Origin of the sequence: Amycolatopsis melonis (assembly GCF_040064235.1) — a bacterium.
Taxonomy (GTDB): domain Bacteria; phylum Actinomycetota; class Actinomycetes; order Mycobacteriales; family Pseudonocardiaceae; genus Amycolatopsis; species Amycolatopsis melonis.
Genome location: NZ_JBDZYD010000021.1, coordinates 55,825 through 73,151, shown reverse-complemented (window position 1 = coordinate 73,151; position 17,327 = coordinate 55,825). Strand labels below are relative to the sequence as shown.

At 72.3% G+C, this 17,327-nt stretch carries 11 protein-coding genes; 6 read left to right on the top strand and 5 right to left on the bottom strand.

The annotated features are described in order from the left end of the window. Positions 1-64: 64 nt before the first annotated feature. The 4 genes from ABJI51_RS41445 to ABJI51_RS41430 form a co-directional block, all read right to left on the bottom strand. A complete protein-coding gene (locus ABJI51_RS41445) occupies positions 65-1,348 on the bottom strand; it encodes a class I SAM-dependent methyltransferase (protein WP_431605718.1) in 1,284 nt (427 codons plus the stop codon). Then, positions 1,330-2,721, bottom strand: a complete 1,392-nt coding sequence (locus tag ABJI51_RS41440) for an FAD-binding oxidoreductase (RefSeq protein WP_348956677.1) — start codon at positions 2,719-2,721, stop codon at positions 1,330-1,332. Before ABJI51_RS41440 ends, ABJI51_RS41445 begins: the two co-directional genes overlap by 19 nt. A gap of 269 nt (positions 2,722-2,990) precedes the next feature. Beyond that, positions 2,991-3,530 carry a DivIVA domain-containing protein gene (locus ABJI51_RS41435; protein WP_348956676.1) on the bottom strand — a complete coding sequence of 180 codons (540 nt, stop codon included), beginning with the start codon at positions 3,528-3,530 and terminating at the stop codon, positions 2,991-2,993. After that, the gene (locus ABJI51_RS41430) at positions 3,527-3,964 is read right to left on the bottom strand and encodes a DUF6292 family protein (RefSeq protein WP_348956675.1); all 438 of its coding nucleotides are present in this window, start codon (positions 3,962-3,964) and stop codon (positions 3,527-3,529) included. Before ABJI51_RS41430 ends, ABJI51_RS41435 begins: the two co-directional genes overlap by 4 nt. A 222-nt stretch (positions 3,965-4,186) precedes the next feature. On the opposite strand from ABJI51_RS41430, the gene ABJI51_RS41425 reads away from it, so the two are divergent. The 6 genes from ABJI51_RS41425 (at position 4,187) to ABJI51_RS41400 (ending at position 16,205) form a co-directional block, all read left to right on the top strand. Continuing rightward, positions 4,187-4,627, top strand: coding sequence for a DUF6292 family protein (locus tag ABJI51_RS41425; protein WP_348956674.1), 441 nt, complete (start codon positions 4,187-4,189; stop codon positions 4,625-4,627). A gap of 7 nt (positions 4,628-4,634) precedes the next feature. Beyond that, a complete protein-coding gene (locus tag ABJI51_RS41420) occupies positions 4,635-5,120 on the top strand; it encodes a flavin reductase family protein (RefSeq protein WP_348956673.1) in 486 nt (161 codons plus the stop codon). 45 nt (positions 5,121-5,165) lie between these two features. Beyond that, positions 5,166-6,980: a S9 family peptidase gene (locus ABJI51_RS41415; protein WP_348956672.1), complete on the top strand. Its 1,815-nt coding sequence runs from the start codon at positions 5,166-5,168 to the stop codon at positions 6,978-6,980. Between the two features lie 3 nt (positions 6,981-6,983). Next, positions 6,984-8,825 (top strand): S9 family peptidase, encoded by a 1,842-nt coding sequence (locus ABJI51_RS41410; protein WP_348956671.1) that lies wholly within the window; start codon positions 6,984-6,986, stop codon positions 8,823-8,825. A gap of 451 nt (positions 8,826-9,276) precedes the next feature. Beyond that, positions 9,277-13,821 (top strand): HAMP domain-containing protein, encoded by a 4,545-nt coding sequence (locus ABJI51_RS41405; RefSeq protein ID WP_348956670.1) that lies wholly within the window; start codon positions 9,277-9,279, stop codon positions 13,819-13,821. A 14-nt stretch (positions 13,822-13,835) separates the two neighbouring features. Further along, complete coding sequence (locus ABJI51_RS41400; protein WP_348956669.1) at positions 13,836-16,205, top strand: SpoIIE family protein phosphatase; 2,370 nt, start codon at positions 13,836-13,838, stop codon at positions 16,203-16,205. On the opposite strand, the gene ABJI51_RS41395 is transcribed toward ABJI51_RS41400, so the two are convergent. Further along, a complete protein-coding gene (locus tag ABJI51_RS41395; RefSeq protein WP_348956668.1) occupies positions 16,195-17,292 on the bottom strand; it encodes a calcium:cation antiporter in 1,098 nt (365 codons plus the stop codon). The two genes, ABJI51_RS41400 and ABJI51_RS41395, sit on opposite strands and share 11 nt — an antisense overlap. Between the last annotated feature and the right edge of the window lie 35 nt (positions 17,293-17,327).

Genomic DNA, 17,327 nt, shown 5'->3' with positions numbered 1-17,327 from the left:
CCGTTCGGACGCCCTGGTCTCGCCACCATCCTCCCAGAAGTGCCCGCGCGGGGCACTCCCGGTCTCAAACTCCCCAGTCGGGGCGCAGCGGCATGCCCATCCCGCCCTCGCTGTCGGTCCGCACGCCGAGGATCTGGTGCAGCTCGATCTCGCGCCGTTCGAACGCCAATCGGCAGGCCGCGAGGTACAGCGCCCACACCCGGCTGCGGCCGGCGCCCGCTTCGGCGACGGCCTCGTCCCAGTGCTCGTCGAGGTTGGCGCACCAGCCGGCCAGCGTCTTCCCGTAGTGCTCGCGCAGGTTCTCCGAGTGCCGCACCTCCAGCCCGGCGTCGTGCATGGCCGTGACCAGTTCGCCGGGGGCCTCGAGCTCGCCGTCGGGGAAGACGTAGCGGTCGATGAACCCGCGCGAGCGGTGCGCGACGCTGGTGTCCGGGTTGGTGATGCAGTGGTTGAGCAGCCGCCCGTGTGCCTTGAGCTTGCCGGCGAGGAACCGGAAGTAGCCCGGCACGTTCCGCGCCCCGATGTGCTCGGTGAGGCCGATCGACGAGATCGCGTCGAATCCGGTCTCGGTGACGTCCCGGTAGTCGAGGTGCCGGATCTCGGCGCGGTCGGCCAGGCCCAGCGCGACGATGTTCTTCTGCGCCCACTGGGCCTGCTCGCGCGAGAGCGTGACGCCGATGGCCTCGACGCCGTAGTGCCGCACCGCGTGCGCGACCATCCCGCCCCAGCCGCAGCCGACGTCGAGCAGCCGCATGCCGGGCTTGAGTCCCAGCTTCCTGCACACGAGGTCGAACTTGTGCGCCTGCGCCTCCTCCAGCGAGGCGTCCTCGGTGGGGAAGACCGCGCACGTGTAGGCCATGGACGGGCCGAGGACCAGCTCGTAGAACCGGTTCGACACGTCGTAGTGGCTGGCGATGGCCTCGCTGTCGCGGGCCTTGGAGTGCCGCAGCGCGGTCAGCCCGCGCCGGAACCGGCTCGGGTGCTCCTCGGGCGGCGGCTGGACCGGCCGCAGGTGGCGCGGGCCGAGCTTGCGCAGCAGCCACAGCCGGTCGGCCGGGGTGAGTTGGTCGACCTGGGCCGACAGCGCGCGCAGCGCGGTGTAGATGTCGCCGGAGACGTCCAGCGCGCCGGCGACGTAGGCGCGGGCGAGGCCGAGGTCGCCGGGGGAGGACATCAGGTAGTCCAGCGCGAGCGGCGAGCGCACCTGGATGGCGACCGGCGCGTCGGCGGGGCCGCTGCTGCTGCCGTCGTAGGCGGTGATCGACACCTGGGCGCGCGGGCCGAGCAGCCGCTCGAAGATGGTTCCGACCGGGGTCATGTTCGTTCCTTTCACCGGCGGCGGACGCATTTCTCGTAGAGGCCGAGCAGCCGCCCGGCCGGGTCGTAGGCCCGCTTGAGCTCGCGGTAGGCATCGCCGTTGTAGAGCCGCCAGAACTCGTCCTCGGTGTAGAAGCTGTCCGAGTAGAGGGACTTGCGCCCGCCGAGGCGGGTGACTTCGGCTTCGATCATCCGGTTGTGCGTGCCGTCGCGCTCGCCGGGGTCCAGCGGCACGGCCGACCAGAAGCCGAAGTTGACGTACAGCTCTTCGGGGTCGAGTTCGTACAGCGGCCAGCGGACGCCGCCGGGCCGCTGCCGCAGCGGGCAGATCCAGACGGGACTGATCGGGATCTCGCGTTCGAAGAATTCGAGGAACTCCGCGGCCCGGCTCAGCGGGACCTCGATGTCCTGCACGATGGTCTCTTCTGGCGGCATCCGCCGGAGCTTGAGCAGCCGTTCGGCGATCCGGAACCGCCGGTCGAGCGCGACGGCCTTCCAGTACACCGAGGACCGCAGGAACCGCCGGCCGAGCAGCAGCCGCGGCAGCCGGTGCTGGACGCCGAACGCGCGCGAGCACCAGAACCAGTCGGTGTCCCAGCGCCAGAGGTAGTCGCGGACGGTGAGGTGATCGGTTTCGCGCCGCTGGATCGAGCGGTAGTAGATGTCGAGCCAGGTGTAGTCGCTGGTGGCGGGCGCGCTGTCGGTGAAGGTGCCCAGCGTCAGGTACAGCTCGCCGGGCCCGAAGATCGTGCCGTCGACGAAGTCGTGCTCGCCGCTGTCGCAGGCCTCGCCGAGTGCGCGGAAGTAGGTGTCGCGGTCGTGGTACCGGACGTGCCGGAGTGCGACGAACGGCTTGACCGGTTCGAGCAGGATCCGCAGCCGCAGCGCGTAGCCGAGGGTGCCGTAGGAGTTCGGGAAGCCGTGGAACAGCGCGCGGTGCTCGTTGTCCGGCGTGGCGACGACGATCCGCCCGTCCCCGGTGAGGATCTCCATTTCCAGCACCGATTCGTGCGGCATGCCGTGGCGGAACGACGAGGACTCGATGCCCAGCCCGGTCACCGCACCGCCGAGGGTGATCGTCTTCAGCTGCGGCACGACCAGCGGCATCAGGCCGTGCGGCAGTGTGGCGTCGACGAGCTGTTCGTAGGTGACCATCCCTTCGACGTCGGCGGTCCGGGTCACGGGGTCGACGCGCAGTACGTGGGTGAATCCGGAGACGTCGAGGCCGGGATGTTTCGAGGAGGCTCTCGACCGGAAGAGGTTCGACGTCCGTTTCGCCAGCCGCACGGTGCTGTCCCCGGCCACGGCGGCTAGCTGCCGTCTCAGGACGTCGACGCGGGCTTCGTGCTCGGGGAACGCCGGGCCCGGACGGGCTTCGGGCACCCCCGCCTGATCGATGGTCACGCCATGATCCTGCCTGACGCCCAGGCGTGCCGCACTGTGCCCTCGTGCGGCGTTTCCTGCCGGAGCGGAACACGGGTGGGGAGGGGGTTCGGCGTTGGGGAGCCGGCTGCCCGGCTGTGGGGTCGCAGGCTTGGTCGGCGAGGCGGCCGCCCGCGCGGGATCAGGCGGCCGCGCGGAGCCGGTTCGGCCTCGGCGAGGCGCGTGGCTGCGCGCTGCTCGATCGCGGCGTTGTCCGGCTTGCTCGGCGAGGCGGCAGCCCCGCGCGGGGGTCAGGCCACCGCGCGGAGCGGGGTTCCCTCGGCCAGGAGGGTTTCCGCGTCGGCGAGGAACGCGTCGATCTCGGCAAGCCGCGCCGCCGTGCGGCGCTCGACTGCCGCGATGCGGTCGGCTCTCTGCCGGGCTTCGTCGACGATGCGGTAGGCGTGCGCGCGGGCATCAGCGTCGCGGCGGCGGGCCGTTTCGTCCGCTTCACGCACGATCGCGTCGGCGCGCCTGCGGGCCGTCGTCACGATTTCCGCCGCTTCGGTGTTGGCCAGGTCGAGGACCTGGCGGACGCGGTCGCCGACCGCGGCCGGGTCGGCCGGGGCCCGGCACAGCCGGTCGATGCGGGCGCGCAGTTCCGCGTTTTCCGAGCGGGTGCGCTCGAGTTCGCGCGTCAGGTTCTCCGCTTCCGCCACGGCCGCGTCGCGGTCGGCCGTCACCAGGCGGATCTCGGCGAGCAGTTCCTCCATGCGCTCGTCGACCTGCTCGCGGTCGTAGCCGCGGAACGTCAGCGCGAAGCTCTCCGGGAGGGGCAGCGGCGCCGTCATCGGGCCGCGGCCGGGTGGCGCAGCAGCGCGGCCAGCTCGTCGGCGGTGCCTGCCGTGCGCAGGACGACCGGGTCGGGACGGCCGATCGTGTGGTCGTCCTCGTGCAGCGCGGTGACGAACCGCGCGACCCGGCGCGGCGACGGCGCGATCGTGGAGCCGCCGAGGTAGCGCAGGACGATCAGGTCTTCGCCCGAGTGCGTCTCGATGGCCGCGGACCAGCCGCGTTCCTCGTCCCAGAGCAGGGCGACGTCGCGGTCGGGGTAGTGCGGCAGCCGGGTGTCGAGGGCGACGTAGGCCGAGATCGGGCTGTCGTGGTCGAGCGTGCAGGACTCGAGGCCGATCCCCAGTTCGGCGGTGACGTCCCGGAGGTAGCCGAGCAGGGCGGGGACGGCGGGGTGCTGGTAACCGGTCGGCAGGGTGATCGATGCGGTCACGGGGTCGTGCGGCCTTTCTCGGACACGGAGGCGGGGGTGGTGCGCTCCTGGGTTCGTCAGGCACCTTCCGTTCTAACATGTCATCGAAACGATGACAAGCGAGATGTCGCCGGAAGGACGACATGCGGTGCGAGGTATGCCGGGATTGAGCGCCCGGCCGCCGGGGTACCCGGACGGGGGACCGCGGGAATCCCGCGGCGGGACGGGGAAAGCGAGGCGGCGTTGAGCATTCTGATCGACTTCGGGCGCGACACGGAGTTCTCGTTCGAGCGGCGGTTGCGGGGGTACGTCGGCGCGGTGGCCCGGGCGGTCGGGGTGGGACTGGAGTCCTGCACGCTCGACGCGGGCACGCCCGCCGCCGCCTACATCGCGCTCGACTGGCGTCTCGCCCGGTTCCCCGGCCACGACCTGGCCCTCGTGTGGGACGAGGTCAACGGCTGGGCGGCGGCGATCGAGAACGCTCACGGCGACGCGGCCACGATCCTGAGATACCTGGGCGGCGAGGTGGTCCCCGAACCCCGCGCGGTGGTGAAGTTCCTCGCGGCGGTCCGCGCCGGCGACCCGGACGCGGGCACGCTCGAAGCCCCGGCGCTGCGCGAACCCGGCGACCACGAGCACCTGCTGGCCCTGGCGCCGGAGGCGAGCCCCGCGGCCGGTGGTTAGGAGCGCGGTGAACGGCGAGTTCGACGCCCTGGTCGGCGCCTTCGACTACCCGATGTACATCGTCACGTGCACCGACGGGACGCGGCTCGCGGGCTGCCTGGTCGGCTTCGCGGCGCAGTGCAGCATCGCGCCGCCGCGGTTCATGGCCTGGCTGTCCGAGAAGAACTACACGTGCGAAGTGGCCCGCGACGCCGACGTCCTGGTCGTCCACCGGCTGACCAGGACCGACCGCGAGCTGGCACGGCTCTTCGGCGGGACGACCGGGTTCGACGCCGACAAGTTCGCCCGCTGCGGCTGGCATCGCGGGCCGGGTGGGGCGCCGGTGCTCGACGACTGCCCCGGATGGTTCGCCGGCGAGATCCTGTCCCGCGAGGTCACCGGCGACCACGTCGCCCACCTGCTGCGCCCGGTCGCGGTGGAAGCAGGCGGGGCGGCCGAGCCGCAGCTGGGGTTCCAGGACGTCCGCGACTTCGAGCCGGGCAACGAGGCCTGACCGGCGATCTTGCCGGACGTGCCGCGGCGACGGCAGGATCGCGGCATGACGCAGCTGACGGCGGAAGCCGTGGTGGACTGGGCCGTGCCGCGGACACCGCAGGTTTCCCCGGACGGCCGCTGGGTGGTGTTCGGCAGCGCGACAGTGGGCAGGCACACCGAAAGCACCCTCTGGCTCGCGCCCGCCGACGGCAGCGCATCGCCTCGGCAGCTCACGACGGACAACGGGCGCGAGCCACGCTGGGCTCCGGATTCCGGCTCGGTGTTCTTCCTGTCCGGCCGGGACCAGGTCCACCGGGTCGGCCTCGGTGGTGGCGAAGCGGAGCAGCTGACGGACCGGCCCGCGGGAGTCCGGGCGTGCGTGCCGCTCGCGGACCCGAAGCGCGTGGTGCTGATCGCGCCGGACGAGCGGGAGCCTGCCGGCCCCCGGATCCGCACGGTCACCGCGGACGGCACCCACGACACCGGCAACCATCCCGACCGGCTCTGGCTGCTCGACTTGGCCACCGGCACGATCGAACCGCTCGCCGCCTTCGGGGAACGGCACGTCGTCGAAGCCGCGGCCCGCCCGGACGGCGGTGCCCTCGCCGTGCTCACCTGGTCGGTCGCCGAGCAGGATCCCGGCCTGTTCGAACCCGGGCTGCACGTCGTCGACCTCACGGAGGGCACCGTGCGCGAGCTGGGGGTCCCGGCGCTCTCGGCGTCGTCACTTTCCTGGTGGCGCGGCGAATCCGGGTGGCGCCTGTGCTACCTCGGCCTGACCCCGCCCGGCCTGGTCGGTGGCTTCGCCGTGTTCGACGGACAGCACCGCAATCTCACGGCGGGCATGACGGCCTGCCCGACCGAGCTGATCGCCGCGGACCCGCCGCTCGCGTTGTTCGCCGAAGGCCTCGACACCGCCGTCCGGCGGCTCGACCCGGTCACCGGGAAGTTCGCCGAACTCCAGCGTTTCCGGGGCCACCTCAAGGAATTGTCCGGCGATGGAACCACCATTGCGGTGGTGGCGAGCACGGCCGCGGCGCCACCGACTGTCCACATCGGACCTCCGGAAGGCCCGCTCACCCGCGTCGGCGCGCTCCCGCTGCCGGACATCCAGTGGGCCGGCCAAGAACGTCTCGCGTATCAGGCCGAAGACGGCCTGGAGCTGGACGGCCTGCTGCTCCTCCCGCCCGGCCGGACCCGCGCGGACGGGCCGTTCCCGCTCGTCACGGTGGTCCACGGCGGCCCGCACGACCGGTACGCCGACGGGTTCAACCTCGGCTGGTTCCCGTCCGGCCAGTGGCTGGCGACGGCCGGTTTCGCGGTGTTCCTGCCGAACGCCCGCGGCGGCCTCGGCCACGGGCACGCGTTCGCGGCGAGCGTGGCGGGCGACGTCGGCGGCGCGGAGTTCACCGACGTCCTGACCGGCATCGACCTGCTGGTGGCCGACGGCGTCGCCGACCCGCACCGGCTCGGCATCGCGGGCTGGAGCCACGGCGGTTTCGTGGCGGCTTGGGCGGTCACGCAGACCGGCCGGTTCGCCGCGGCGCTCGTCGGCGCGGGTGTGACCGACTGGCCGCTGCTGGCGGCCACCGGCGAGCACACCCGCTTCGAAGCCGCACTCGGCGGCCGCGAGAACAGCCCGATCACCTACGCCGGCCGCATCCGCACACCGGTCCTCATCCTGCACGGCGAGAATGACACGAACGTCCCGCTCTCCCAAGCCGAACTGCTGCACCGGGCGCTGCGGGACCGCGAGCACGAGTACGTGGTCTACCCGCGGGAGAACCATGCGATCCGGGAACGCGGTCACCAGCTCGACGTGCTCCGGCGGACCCGCGAGTGGTTCTCCCGGTGGCTCACGCCCGCCGGCGGGGCGTGACCCATGGGCAAGCTGACGGCGGAGGCCGTGGTCGACCGGATGGTGCCGCAGACGCCGAGGGTGTCGCCGGACGGCCGGTGGGTGGTGTTCGCGAGTGCGCCGGTGGGCCACCCCGGCGAGCACCCGGTGAGCGGGCTGTGGCTGGCACCCGCGGACGGGAGTGAGCCGCCCCGGGCGTTCGCCGACGCCGCGGCCGAGGACCGCGAGCCGAGGTGGTCGGCCGACTCCGCGTGGGTGTACTTCCTGTCCGACCGGGCCGGACGCGGGACCGCGCAGCTGCACCGGGCCGGGCTGGACGGCGTGCCGGAGCAGCTGACGGACTGGCGCACCGGTGTCACCGGCTTCGTGCTGCCGGACGGTGGTGCGGTGGTGCTCGTCGCGCCGGAGGAGAAGGAAGCGGCGGCCGACCCCCGGGTGCAGGTGGTGCCGTCCGGTTCCGGCTCCACGTGGGACACCGTCGCCCGGCCCGACCGGCTCTGGCTCCTCGATCCCTCGACCCGCGCTGTCCGCCCGCTCGGCGACTTCGGCGCGCGGCACGTCGTCGAGGCTGCCGCCCGGCCGGACGGCCACACCCTCGCCGTGCTCACCTGGTCCGTCGCCGACCGGGAGCCGGGGCTCTACGACTCCGGTCTGCACCTCGTGGACCCGGCCACCGGTGCCCGGCAGGATCTCGGCGTCCCGGCGCTGGAGGCCGAGTCGCTGACCTGGTGGCGCGACGACACCGGCTGGCGCCTGGCCTACCTCGGCCTCACTCCGCCGGGCCCGATCAGCGGCCGCGCGATCTTCGACGCCGATGGCCACCGGAATCTCACCGCCGGGATGAGCGTCTGCCCGGTCGACCTGGCGAGTGCGGGCGACGGCCGCTTGCTGGCCCTGTTCGCCGAAGGCCTCGACACCACGATCCGGCGCCTCGACCCCGCCGGCGGCACCTTCGCCGAACTCGGCCGCGCGACCGGTAGCCTGCTGGACCTGAGCGCGGGCGGGGACCGTATCGCGGTCGTCGCCAGCACCGCCACCAAACCCGAGACCGTCCACTGTGGATCACCCGGCGGCCCGCTCATCCGGCTGGGTGAACCGCAGCCGGGCGGAATCCGGTGGGGCAGCCAGGAACGACTGTCCTATCGCGCCGAAGACGGCCTGGAACTCGACGGCCTCCTGATCCTCCCGGCCGGCCGGACCCGCGCCGACGGGCCCTTCCCGCTGGTCACCCTCGTCCACGGCGGACCGTACGACCGCTACGCCGACCGGTTCCAGCTCGGATGGTTCCGCCAGGGCCAGTGGCTGGCCGCGGCCGGGTTCGCGGTGTTCCTCCCGAATCCCCGCGGCGGCCTCGGCCACGGGCACGCCTTCGCGGCGAGTGTCGCCGGTGACGCCGGAGGCGCGGAGTTCACCGACATCCTCACCGGGATCGATCTGCTCGTCGAGGCGGGCGTCGCCGACGAAGACCGGCTCGGGATCGGCGGTGGGAGCCACGGCGGGTTCGTGGCCGCCTGGGCCGTCACGCAGACGGATCGCTTCAAGGCAGCCGTCGTCAACGCAGGCATTGCCGACTGGCCGCTGCTCGCTGCGACCGGCGAGCACGGCCGCTACGACCTCGCCCTGGGCGGCCGGGAAAACAGCCCCATCACGTATGCCGGCCGGATCGCGACCCCCGTCCTCATCGTGCACGGCGAGAACGACACGAACGTCCCGCTGTCGCAGGCCGAACTCCTGCACCACGCGCTCCGGGACCGGCCGCACGAATTCGTCGTCTATCCCCGGGAAGGACACTCCCTCCGCGAACGCGGTCACCAGCTCGACTACCTGCACCGCACCCGCGCCTGGTTCTCGGACCTGCTCGCCTAGGTCCGGTGCCGAAGCCGCCCGGCGGTCGCGATCGGGGGGTGGGCTGAAAGGCGCTTTCCTCGCATCCGGCGAGAGGAAAGGCCCGTTCGCTGCACTAGGTGAGACGAAAGGGCCGTTCGGCCCACGGCGAAGGGGGAGCCGCCGCGGCAGGCCACCTTGGGTGCGTCCGGACAACCGCGTGGGGCGTTCCACAGTGGAGTGTCCACCGTGGAGGAAAAATCCGGGCACGCCGAACCCCGCCCTGCTCCGGCATTCAGCCGAATGGGTCAATGCGTTGGATGGCCTGGGGGAAAAGGAAAGGGCTTTCGCACACCGCCGGGAAACGCGCGTGGACACGGGCGCGGCTGGTTGCTCAACCGTTGCGATTCAGCATAGTGCATCTGCACTATGCTGAACGCTCCGGTGCCGAAACCGGGACAACCGAAGAAACGGGTGGCGGATGGGTGGGACAATGGTCGAAGGGACGCGCCCGGGTCCGGGGGCGGACGCTTCGGGCGTGGGCGAGGCGGGAGAGCAGGAGCTGCGCCGGCTGCTGGCCGGCCTGACCGCGGTGCGTGACGGCGACTTCGGGATCCGGCTGCCCGGGGGTGCCGACGGCCTGCTCGGCGAGATCGCCACCGTCTTCAACGGCATGGCCGACCAGCTGTCGCTGTTCACCTCCGAGGTCACCCGCGTCGCGCGGGAGGTCGGCAGCGAGGGACAGCTCGGCGGGCAGGCGAAGGTCCCCGGGGTCTCCGGCACGTGGAAGGACCTCACCGACTCGGTGAACGCCATGGCCGGGAACCTCACCACCCAGGTCCGGGACATCGCCCAGGTCGCCACCGCGGTCGCGAAGGGCGATCTGTCCCAGAAGATCGACGTCGACGCGCGCGGGGAGATCCTGGAGCTGAAGGACACCGTCAACACGATGGTGGACCAGCTGTCGTCGTTCGCCGACGAGGTCACCCGCGTCGCCCGCGAGGTCGGCAGCGAAGGGCGGCTCGGCGGGCAGGCCCAGGTGCCCGGCGTCGGCGGTGTCTGGCGTGATCTCACCGATTCGGTGAACTTCATGGCGGGGAACCTGACCGACCAGGTCCGCAACATCGCCCAGGTGACCACGGCGGTCGCGAAGGGCGACCTGTCGCAGAAGATCACCGTCGACGCGCGCGGCGAGATCCTCGAACTCAAGAACACCATCAACACGATGGTCGACCAGCTGTCGTCCTTCGCCGACGAAGTCACCAGAGTGGCGCGCGAGGTCGGCACGGAAGGGCGGCTGGGCGGCCAGGCCGACGTCAAGGGCGTCTCCGGCACCTGGCGTGACCTCACCGACTCGGTGAACTTCATGGCCGGGAACCTGACCGACCAGGTCCGCAACATCGCCCAGGTCGCCACCGCCGTCGCGAAGGGCGACCTGTCCCAGAAGATCAACGTCACCGCCCGCGGCGAGGTCCTCGAACTGAAGGACACGCTGAACACGATGGTGGACCAGCTGTCCGCGTTCGCGGACGAGGTCACCCGGGTGGCGCGCGAGGTGGGCACCGAGGGACGGCTGGGCGGCCAGGCCGACGTCAAGGGCGTCTCCGGCACCTGGAAGGACCTCACCGAGTCGGTCAACGTCATGGCCGACAACCTCACCGCGCAGGTCCGCTCGATCGCCCAGGTCACCACCGCGGTCGCCCGCGGCGACCTGTCCCAGAAGATCCGGGTCGACGCGCGCGGCGAGATCCTGGAGCTGAAGGACACCATCAACACGATGGTCGACCAGCTGTCCGCCTTCGCCGACGAAGTCACCCGCGTGGCCCGCGAAGTCGGCACCGAGGGCAACCTCGGCGGCCAGGCGACCGTCCGCGGCGTGTCCGGGACCTGGAAGAACCTCACCGACAACGTCAACGTCATGGCGTCCAACCTGACCGGCCAGGTCCGCTCGATCGCCCAGGTCGCAACCGCGGTCGCACGCGGTGACCTCTCGCGCAAGATCACCGTCGAGGCCAAGGGCGAGGTCGCGGCGCTGGCCGACGTCATCAACACGATGGTCGACACGCTGTCCGCGTTCGCCGACGAGGTCACCCGCGTGGCCCGCGAGGTCGGCACCGAAGGCATGCTGGGCGGCCAGGCCCGCGTGCCGAACGTGGCCGGCACGTGGAAGGACCTCACCGACAACGTCAACTCGATGGCGAACAACCTCACCGGGCAGGTCCGCAACATCGCCCAGGTGACCACCGCCGTCGCCCAGGGCGACCTGACCCGCAAGATCGACGTCGACGCGCGCGGCGAGATCCTGGAGCTCAAGACCACCATCAACACGATGGTCGACCAGCTCTCGGCGTTCGCCGCGGAGGTCACCCGCGTCGCGCGGGAGGTCGGCAGCGAGGGCCGCCTCGGCGGCCAGGCCGAGGTCGAAGGCGTGTCCGGCACGTGGAAGCGGCTGACGGAGAACGTCAACGAGCTGGCCGGGAACCTCACCCGGCAGGTCCGCGCGATCGCCGAGGTGACCAGCGCGGTCGCCGAGGGCGACCTGACCCGCTCGATCACCGTCGACGCCTCCGGCGAGGTCGCCGAGCTGAAGGACAACATCAACTCGATGGTGGAGTCGCTGCGCGAGACGACGCGGGCGAACCAGGAGCAGGACTGGCTGAAGTCGAACCTGGCCAAGATCACCGGCCTGATGCAGGGCCGCCGCGACCTCGCGGTCGTCGCGGCCGCGGTGATGGACGAGCTGGTCCCGCTGGTCAACGCCCAGTACGGCGCGTTCTACCTGGCCGACGACACCGCCGAAGTGCCCGAGCTGCGGCTGGTCGGCGCCTACGGCCACCCGGACGACGGCGACGGCCCGGCGGTGCGGTTCCGGATCGGCCAGTCGCTGGTCGGGCAGGCCGCGCGCAGCCGCCGCCCGATCGCCGTCGACGAGGTCCCGCCCGGCTACGCGACGATCTCCTCCGGCCTGGGCAGCACCGCGCCTGCCAGCCTGATCGTGCTGCCGATCGTGGTCGAGGACCAGGTGCTCGGCGTCATCGAACTCGCGTCCGTGCACGGCTTCACCCCGGTGCACCGCGCGTTCCTCGAACTGCTGATGGAGCAGATCGGCGTCAACGTCAACAGCATCGTCGCCAACGCCCGCACCGACGAGCTGCTCGGCGAGTCCCAGCGGCTCACCGCGGAGCTGCAGGCCCGCTCGGAGGAACTGCAGGCCCGGCAGGAGGAACTCCAGTCGTCCAACGCCGAGCTGGAGGAGAAGGCGGCGCTGCTGGCCACGCAGAACCGCGACATCGAGACGAAGAACCTCGAGATCGAGCAGGCCCGCCAGGAACTGGAGGCGCGTGCCCAGCAGCTGACGCTGGCCTCGAAGTACAAGTCGGAGTTCCTGGCCAACATGAGCCACGAGCTGCGCACCCCGCTCAACAGCCTGCTCATCCTGGCCCAGCTGCTCGCGCAGAACCCGACCCGCAACCTCACCGCCAAGCAGGTCGAGTACGCGGGCATCATCCACTCCGCGGGCTCGGACCTGCTGCAGCTGATCAACGACATCCTCGACCTGTCGAAGGTCGAGGCCGGGAAGATGGACGTCACCCCGGAGCAGGTGTCGCTGCGGGGCCTGCTGGACTACGTCGAGGCGACCTTCCGCCCGATGACCTCCCAGCGCAACCTGGACTTCCGGATCACCGTCGCGCCCGGCTCGCCCACCGAGCTGGTCACCGACGACTCGCGGCTGCGGCAGGTGCTGCGCAACCTGCTGTCCAACGCGGTCAAGTTCACCGAGGTCGGCGGGATCGAGCTGCACATCGAGCCGGTCGACCCGGCCACCCTGCCCGGCCCGCTGCGCGCGCACGGGCCCGCCGTCGCGTTCCGGGTCACCGACACCGGCATCGGGATCGCCGAGCACCAGCTCGAATCGATCTTCGGCGCGTTCCAGCAGGCCGACGGCACCACCAGCCGCAAGTACGGCGGCACCGGGCTCGGCCTGTCGATCAGCCGCGAGATCGCCCAGCTGCTCGGCGGGTACATCACCGCCGAGAGCACCCTCGGCGAGGGCAGCACGTTCACGTTCTCGCTGCCGGTCGCGCGGCCGGACTTCGCGCAGCTGCCCGCGGGCGAGCATCCCGTCGCCGCGGTCGAGCCGGGCGAAGCCGGCCTCACGCCGCCCGCGCCCCGCCCGCACCGGCGGCTGCTGGTCGTGGAGGAACGCCAGCACGGGCTGCTCACCCTCGTCGCCGAAAGCGCCGCCGCGGACCTGGCCGACAGCCGGGACATCGGCCTCTCGCCCGCCGACGTCGAAGTCGTGACGGCGGTCGGCACGCAGGAGGCCGCGGCCGCGCTCGCCGCCGACGCCTACCACTGCGTGGTGCTCGACCTGGACCTGCCGGACCGGGCGGCGTTCACGTTCCTCGACGCGATGCAGGGCGACAGCGCGCTGCGGCTGGTGCCGGTGCTCGCGCACAACAGCCGCCGCCTCGACGGCGAACTGGAGCAGCTGGTGCGCTCCCGCGCCGACGTCCAGTCCCTGGAAGTGCTGTCCGGCCTGGACGAGCTGCGCGAGCGGATCGCGCTGCACCTGTCGGCGGAGGAGCCGGGGGCCGTGCTGCCGCTGGTCCGCCCGGACGAGCCTGCCGCGCCGGTACGGGCGGCCGACGTCGACACCACCCTGGCCGGGCGCACGGTGCTGATCGTCGACGACGACCCGCGCAACGTCTACGCGCTCACCAGCATCCTGGAGCTGCACGGGATGCAGGTGCTGCACGCCGAGGACGGCCGCAAGGGCGTCGAGACGGTCGCGGCGCACCCGGGCATCGACCTGATCCTGATGGACGTGATGATGCCGGAGATGGACGGCTACACCGCGACCGCGAAGATCCGCGCCATGCCCGAGCACGCCGGCATCCCGATCGTCGCGGTGACGGCGAAGGCGATGCCCGGCGACCGCGAGAAGAGCCTCGCCTCGGGCGCGACCGACTACGTGACCAAGCCGGTCGACGCGGACGATCTCATCGCCCGCATCAAACGGCACGTGACGGCCTGAACGGGGACAGCTGCGTGCCTGCCCGAGAAGACGGCGCCGCCGTCCCGGCCGAGGTGTCGGCCAACCTGGCCCGCCTCGCCGACACCGTCGCGCGCCTGCGCGGCGAGGTCGACCACGCGCACGCCGTCGCCGACGGCCGCGCGCTGATCGAGCTGGCCAAGGGCGTGCTGATGGAACGGCTGCACTGCACGCCGTCCGACGCCGCCCGCCAGCTGGAGACCCTGGCCGGGCGCGCCGGGATGACGCCGCTGGAGTTCGCCGCGGACGTCGTCGGCGAGGCCGCCGAGGACCGGATCACCGAAGTGGCGCAGGAGTTCCTGGCCCGCGCCGAAGGCGAGGAGGAGTCCGTCGCGGTGCGGCTGCGGACCGCCGAGAGCGGCGTGCTCGCGGCGGGGGACACTCAGCGCGTCGCGGAGTCCATTTTGGACCATGCGCTGCGGCCGCTCGGCGCGACCGCCGTCGCGGTGTGGCTGGCCGGGCCCGACGGCTCGCTGACTCTGGCCGGGTCGGCCGGGTTTTCCGCCGAAGAGGCGGCGCGCTGGCGGTATGTCCCGCCCGGCGTGGCGACCCCGGCGCGCAGCGCGCTGATCGAACGCGACACCGTGTGGCTGCCGGCGCTCGCCGCGGCCGGGCTGCCCTCGATCGGGCAGCACACGCTGTCCGGCGGCGGGCGGGTAGCCGTGCCGACCGGCACCGGCGGCCGGATCATCGGCGTCGTCGAGATGTGCTGGCCCGAGCCGCTGCCCGCGGAGCCGGGGCGGCAGCGCCGCCAGCTGGAGGCGCTGGCGGAGCTGTGCGCGCACACGCTCGACACCTGGGACGGCGTGCTCGCGCCGGGGGCGTCCGGCGACGTCCTCGGCGAGCTGGCCGACTTCATCGACGGCCTGCACGACCCGGCCGTGCTGCTCACGCCGTGCCTCGACGGCGGCGACCGGCTCAGCGACTTCCGCATCCACCACGCGAACGTCCGGTTCGCCGACCCGGGCGGGCGGCCGCGCAGCCGGATCGTCGGCAGCAGGCTGCTGGAGGCGTACCCGCGGGCGGCGGGGGAGAGCGGGCTGCTGGACAAGATCCAGCGCGTCTACGCCACCGGCGAGCCGTTCCGCGCCGAGAGCATGGCGATCACGACGCTGGTCGACCAGGTGCCGCTGACCGTGCTCTCCGATGTCAACCTGACGCGCTTCGCCGGCAACGTGCTGCTGATCCTGCGCATCCAGGACGACGCGGCGAAGCTCGCGGTGCTGCTGCAGCACGCGCAGCGGCTGGGCCGCATCGGCGGGTTCGAGGAGAACTCCGTCACCGGGGAGATCACCTGGAGCGACGAGCTGTTCTCGCTCTACGGCCTGCCGCCGAACGCCGTGCCGCTGTCGCTGCACGACCTGGCCCGGCACGCGCACCCGGACGACGCGCCGGCGATCGGCCGGTTCCTGCGTGCGGTGCTGCACCACAAGCGGCCGTCGTCGACGGCGTTCCGGTTGCAGCGCCCGGACGGCGTCGCCCGGCACATCCGGGTGGTGGCCGAGCCGGTCGTCGACGGCCGGGGCGAGCTGGTTGTCATCCGCGGCGCCTACCAGGACGTCTCGGCACAGCACTGGACCGAGGTGGCGCTGGCCGCGACCCGGGACAGGCTGGCCGAGACCGAGCAGGAAGCAATCGAGCGCAACCGGCTCGCCCTGCAGCTGCAGCACGCGATCATGCCGCCGGCGAAGGGCCCGATCGACATGCCGGGCCTGCGTGCCGCGGTGCGGTACCGGCCGGCGGAGAAGGAACACCTCGTCGGCGGCGACTGGTACGACGCGGTGGCGCTACCGACCGGCGAGGTGCTGCTGTGCGTCGGCGACGTGGCCGGGCACGGCATCGACGCGGCGACCGGGATGGTGAGCCTGCGCAACGCCCTGCGCGGCCTCGCGGCGACCGGCGCCGGCCCGGCCCAGCTGCTGACCTGGCTGAACCTGGTGGCCTACCACCTGACCGACCACGTGACCGCGACCGCGGTGACGGCGGTGTACGACCCGGCCAGCCGCACGCTGCGGTGGGCGCGGGCAGGCCACCTGCCCCCGATCGTCCGCCACCGCGACGGCACGGCGACGACGTTGCCGCTGGTCCGCGGCTCCCTGCTGGGCGCGGTCCGCGACGTCGCGTACGACGAGGCGGAGCTGCGCCTCGACGAGGGCGACATCCTCCTGCTCTACACCGACGGCCTGATCGAGCGGCGCGACCGCCCGGTCCAGGACTCGGTGTCCCGCCTGGTGACCCTGGTGGAGGGCCACGACGGCGAGCTGGAGCACCAGCTGGACACCCTGCTGACCTACAGCACGGCCGACACCGACGACGACACCTGCGTGGTCGGCATCGAGGTCACCACGGCACTGGTCAGGGGTTGATCGCCAGGACGAGGAACCCGGCCAGCAGCACCAGGTGCACGCCGCCCTGAAGGCGGGTCGCGCGACCCGGGACGACGGTCAGGACGCTCACCACGACGGTGAGGGCCAGCAGCACGATCTGGGTCGAGCCGAGGCCGAGCAGCAGCTGGCCCGGCAGCCAGACCGACGCCAGCGCGATGGCCGGGATGGTCAGGCCGATGCTCGCGATCGCCGAGCCGTAGGCCAGGTTGAGGCTGATCTGCATCCGGTCGCGCTGGGCCGCGCGCACCGCGGCCAGCGTTTCCGGCAGCAGCACCAGCAACGCGATCACCACGCCGACGAACGACTGCGGGAACCCGGCCGCGCGCACGCCCGCCTCGATCGCCGGCGACTCCACCTTCGCCAGCCCGACCACCGCGACCAGCGCCAGCAGCAACAGCGCGAGGCTGCCCAGCGCCGCCCGGTTCGACGGCGGATCGGCGTGATCCTCTTCCTTGACTTCGCCGTCGGCGGCCACCGGGAGGAAGAAGTCGCGGTGACGCATCGTCTGCGTCAGCACAAATGTGCCGTACAGCGCCAGGGAAGCCAGCGCGGCGAAGGTCAGCTGCGCCGGGGAGAACGCCGGGCCGGGGGTGCTGGAGGTGAACGTCGGCAGCACCAGGCTCAGGGTGGCCAGCGTCGCGACGGTGGCCAGCGCGGCGCCGCTGCCCTCGGGGTTGAACAGTGTCGCGCCGTAGCGCCGGGCGCCGACGAGCAGCGCGATGCCGACGATGCCGTTCGTCGTGATCATCACCGCGGCGAACACCGTGTCGCGCGCCAGCGAGCCCGCTTCCGGGCCGCCGGACACCATCATCGTGACGATCAGCGCGACCTCGATGACGGTGACCGCGACCGCGAGCACCAGCGACCCGAACGGTTCCCCGACGCGGTGGGCGACGACCTCCGCGTGGTGCACCGCGGCCAGCACGGTCGCGCCCAGCGCGACGGCGACGACGGCCACGAAGACCGGCCCGAGGTCGCGGCCCCACGACAGCGCCAGCACGAGCACGCCGAGCACCGGCGTGACGGAGGTCCAGGACAGCAGGAAGGATCTCAGTGCGGCGACCATACCTCCACTTTGGCATATCCGCCGGAATCCCGCGG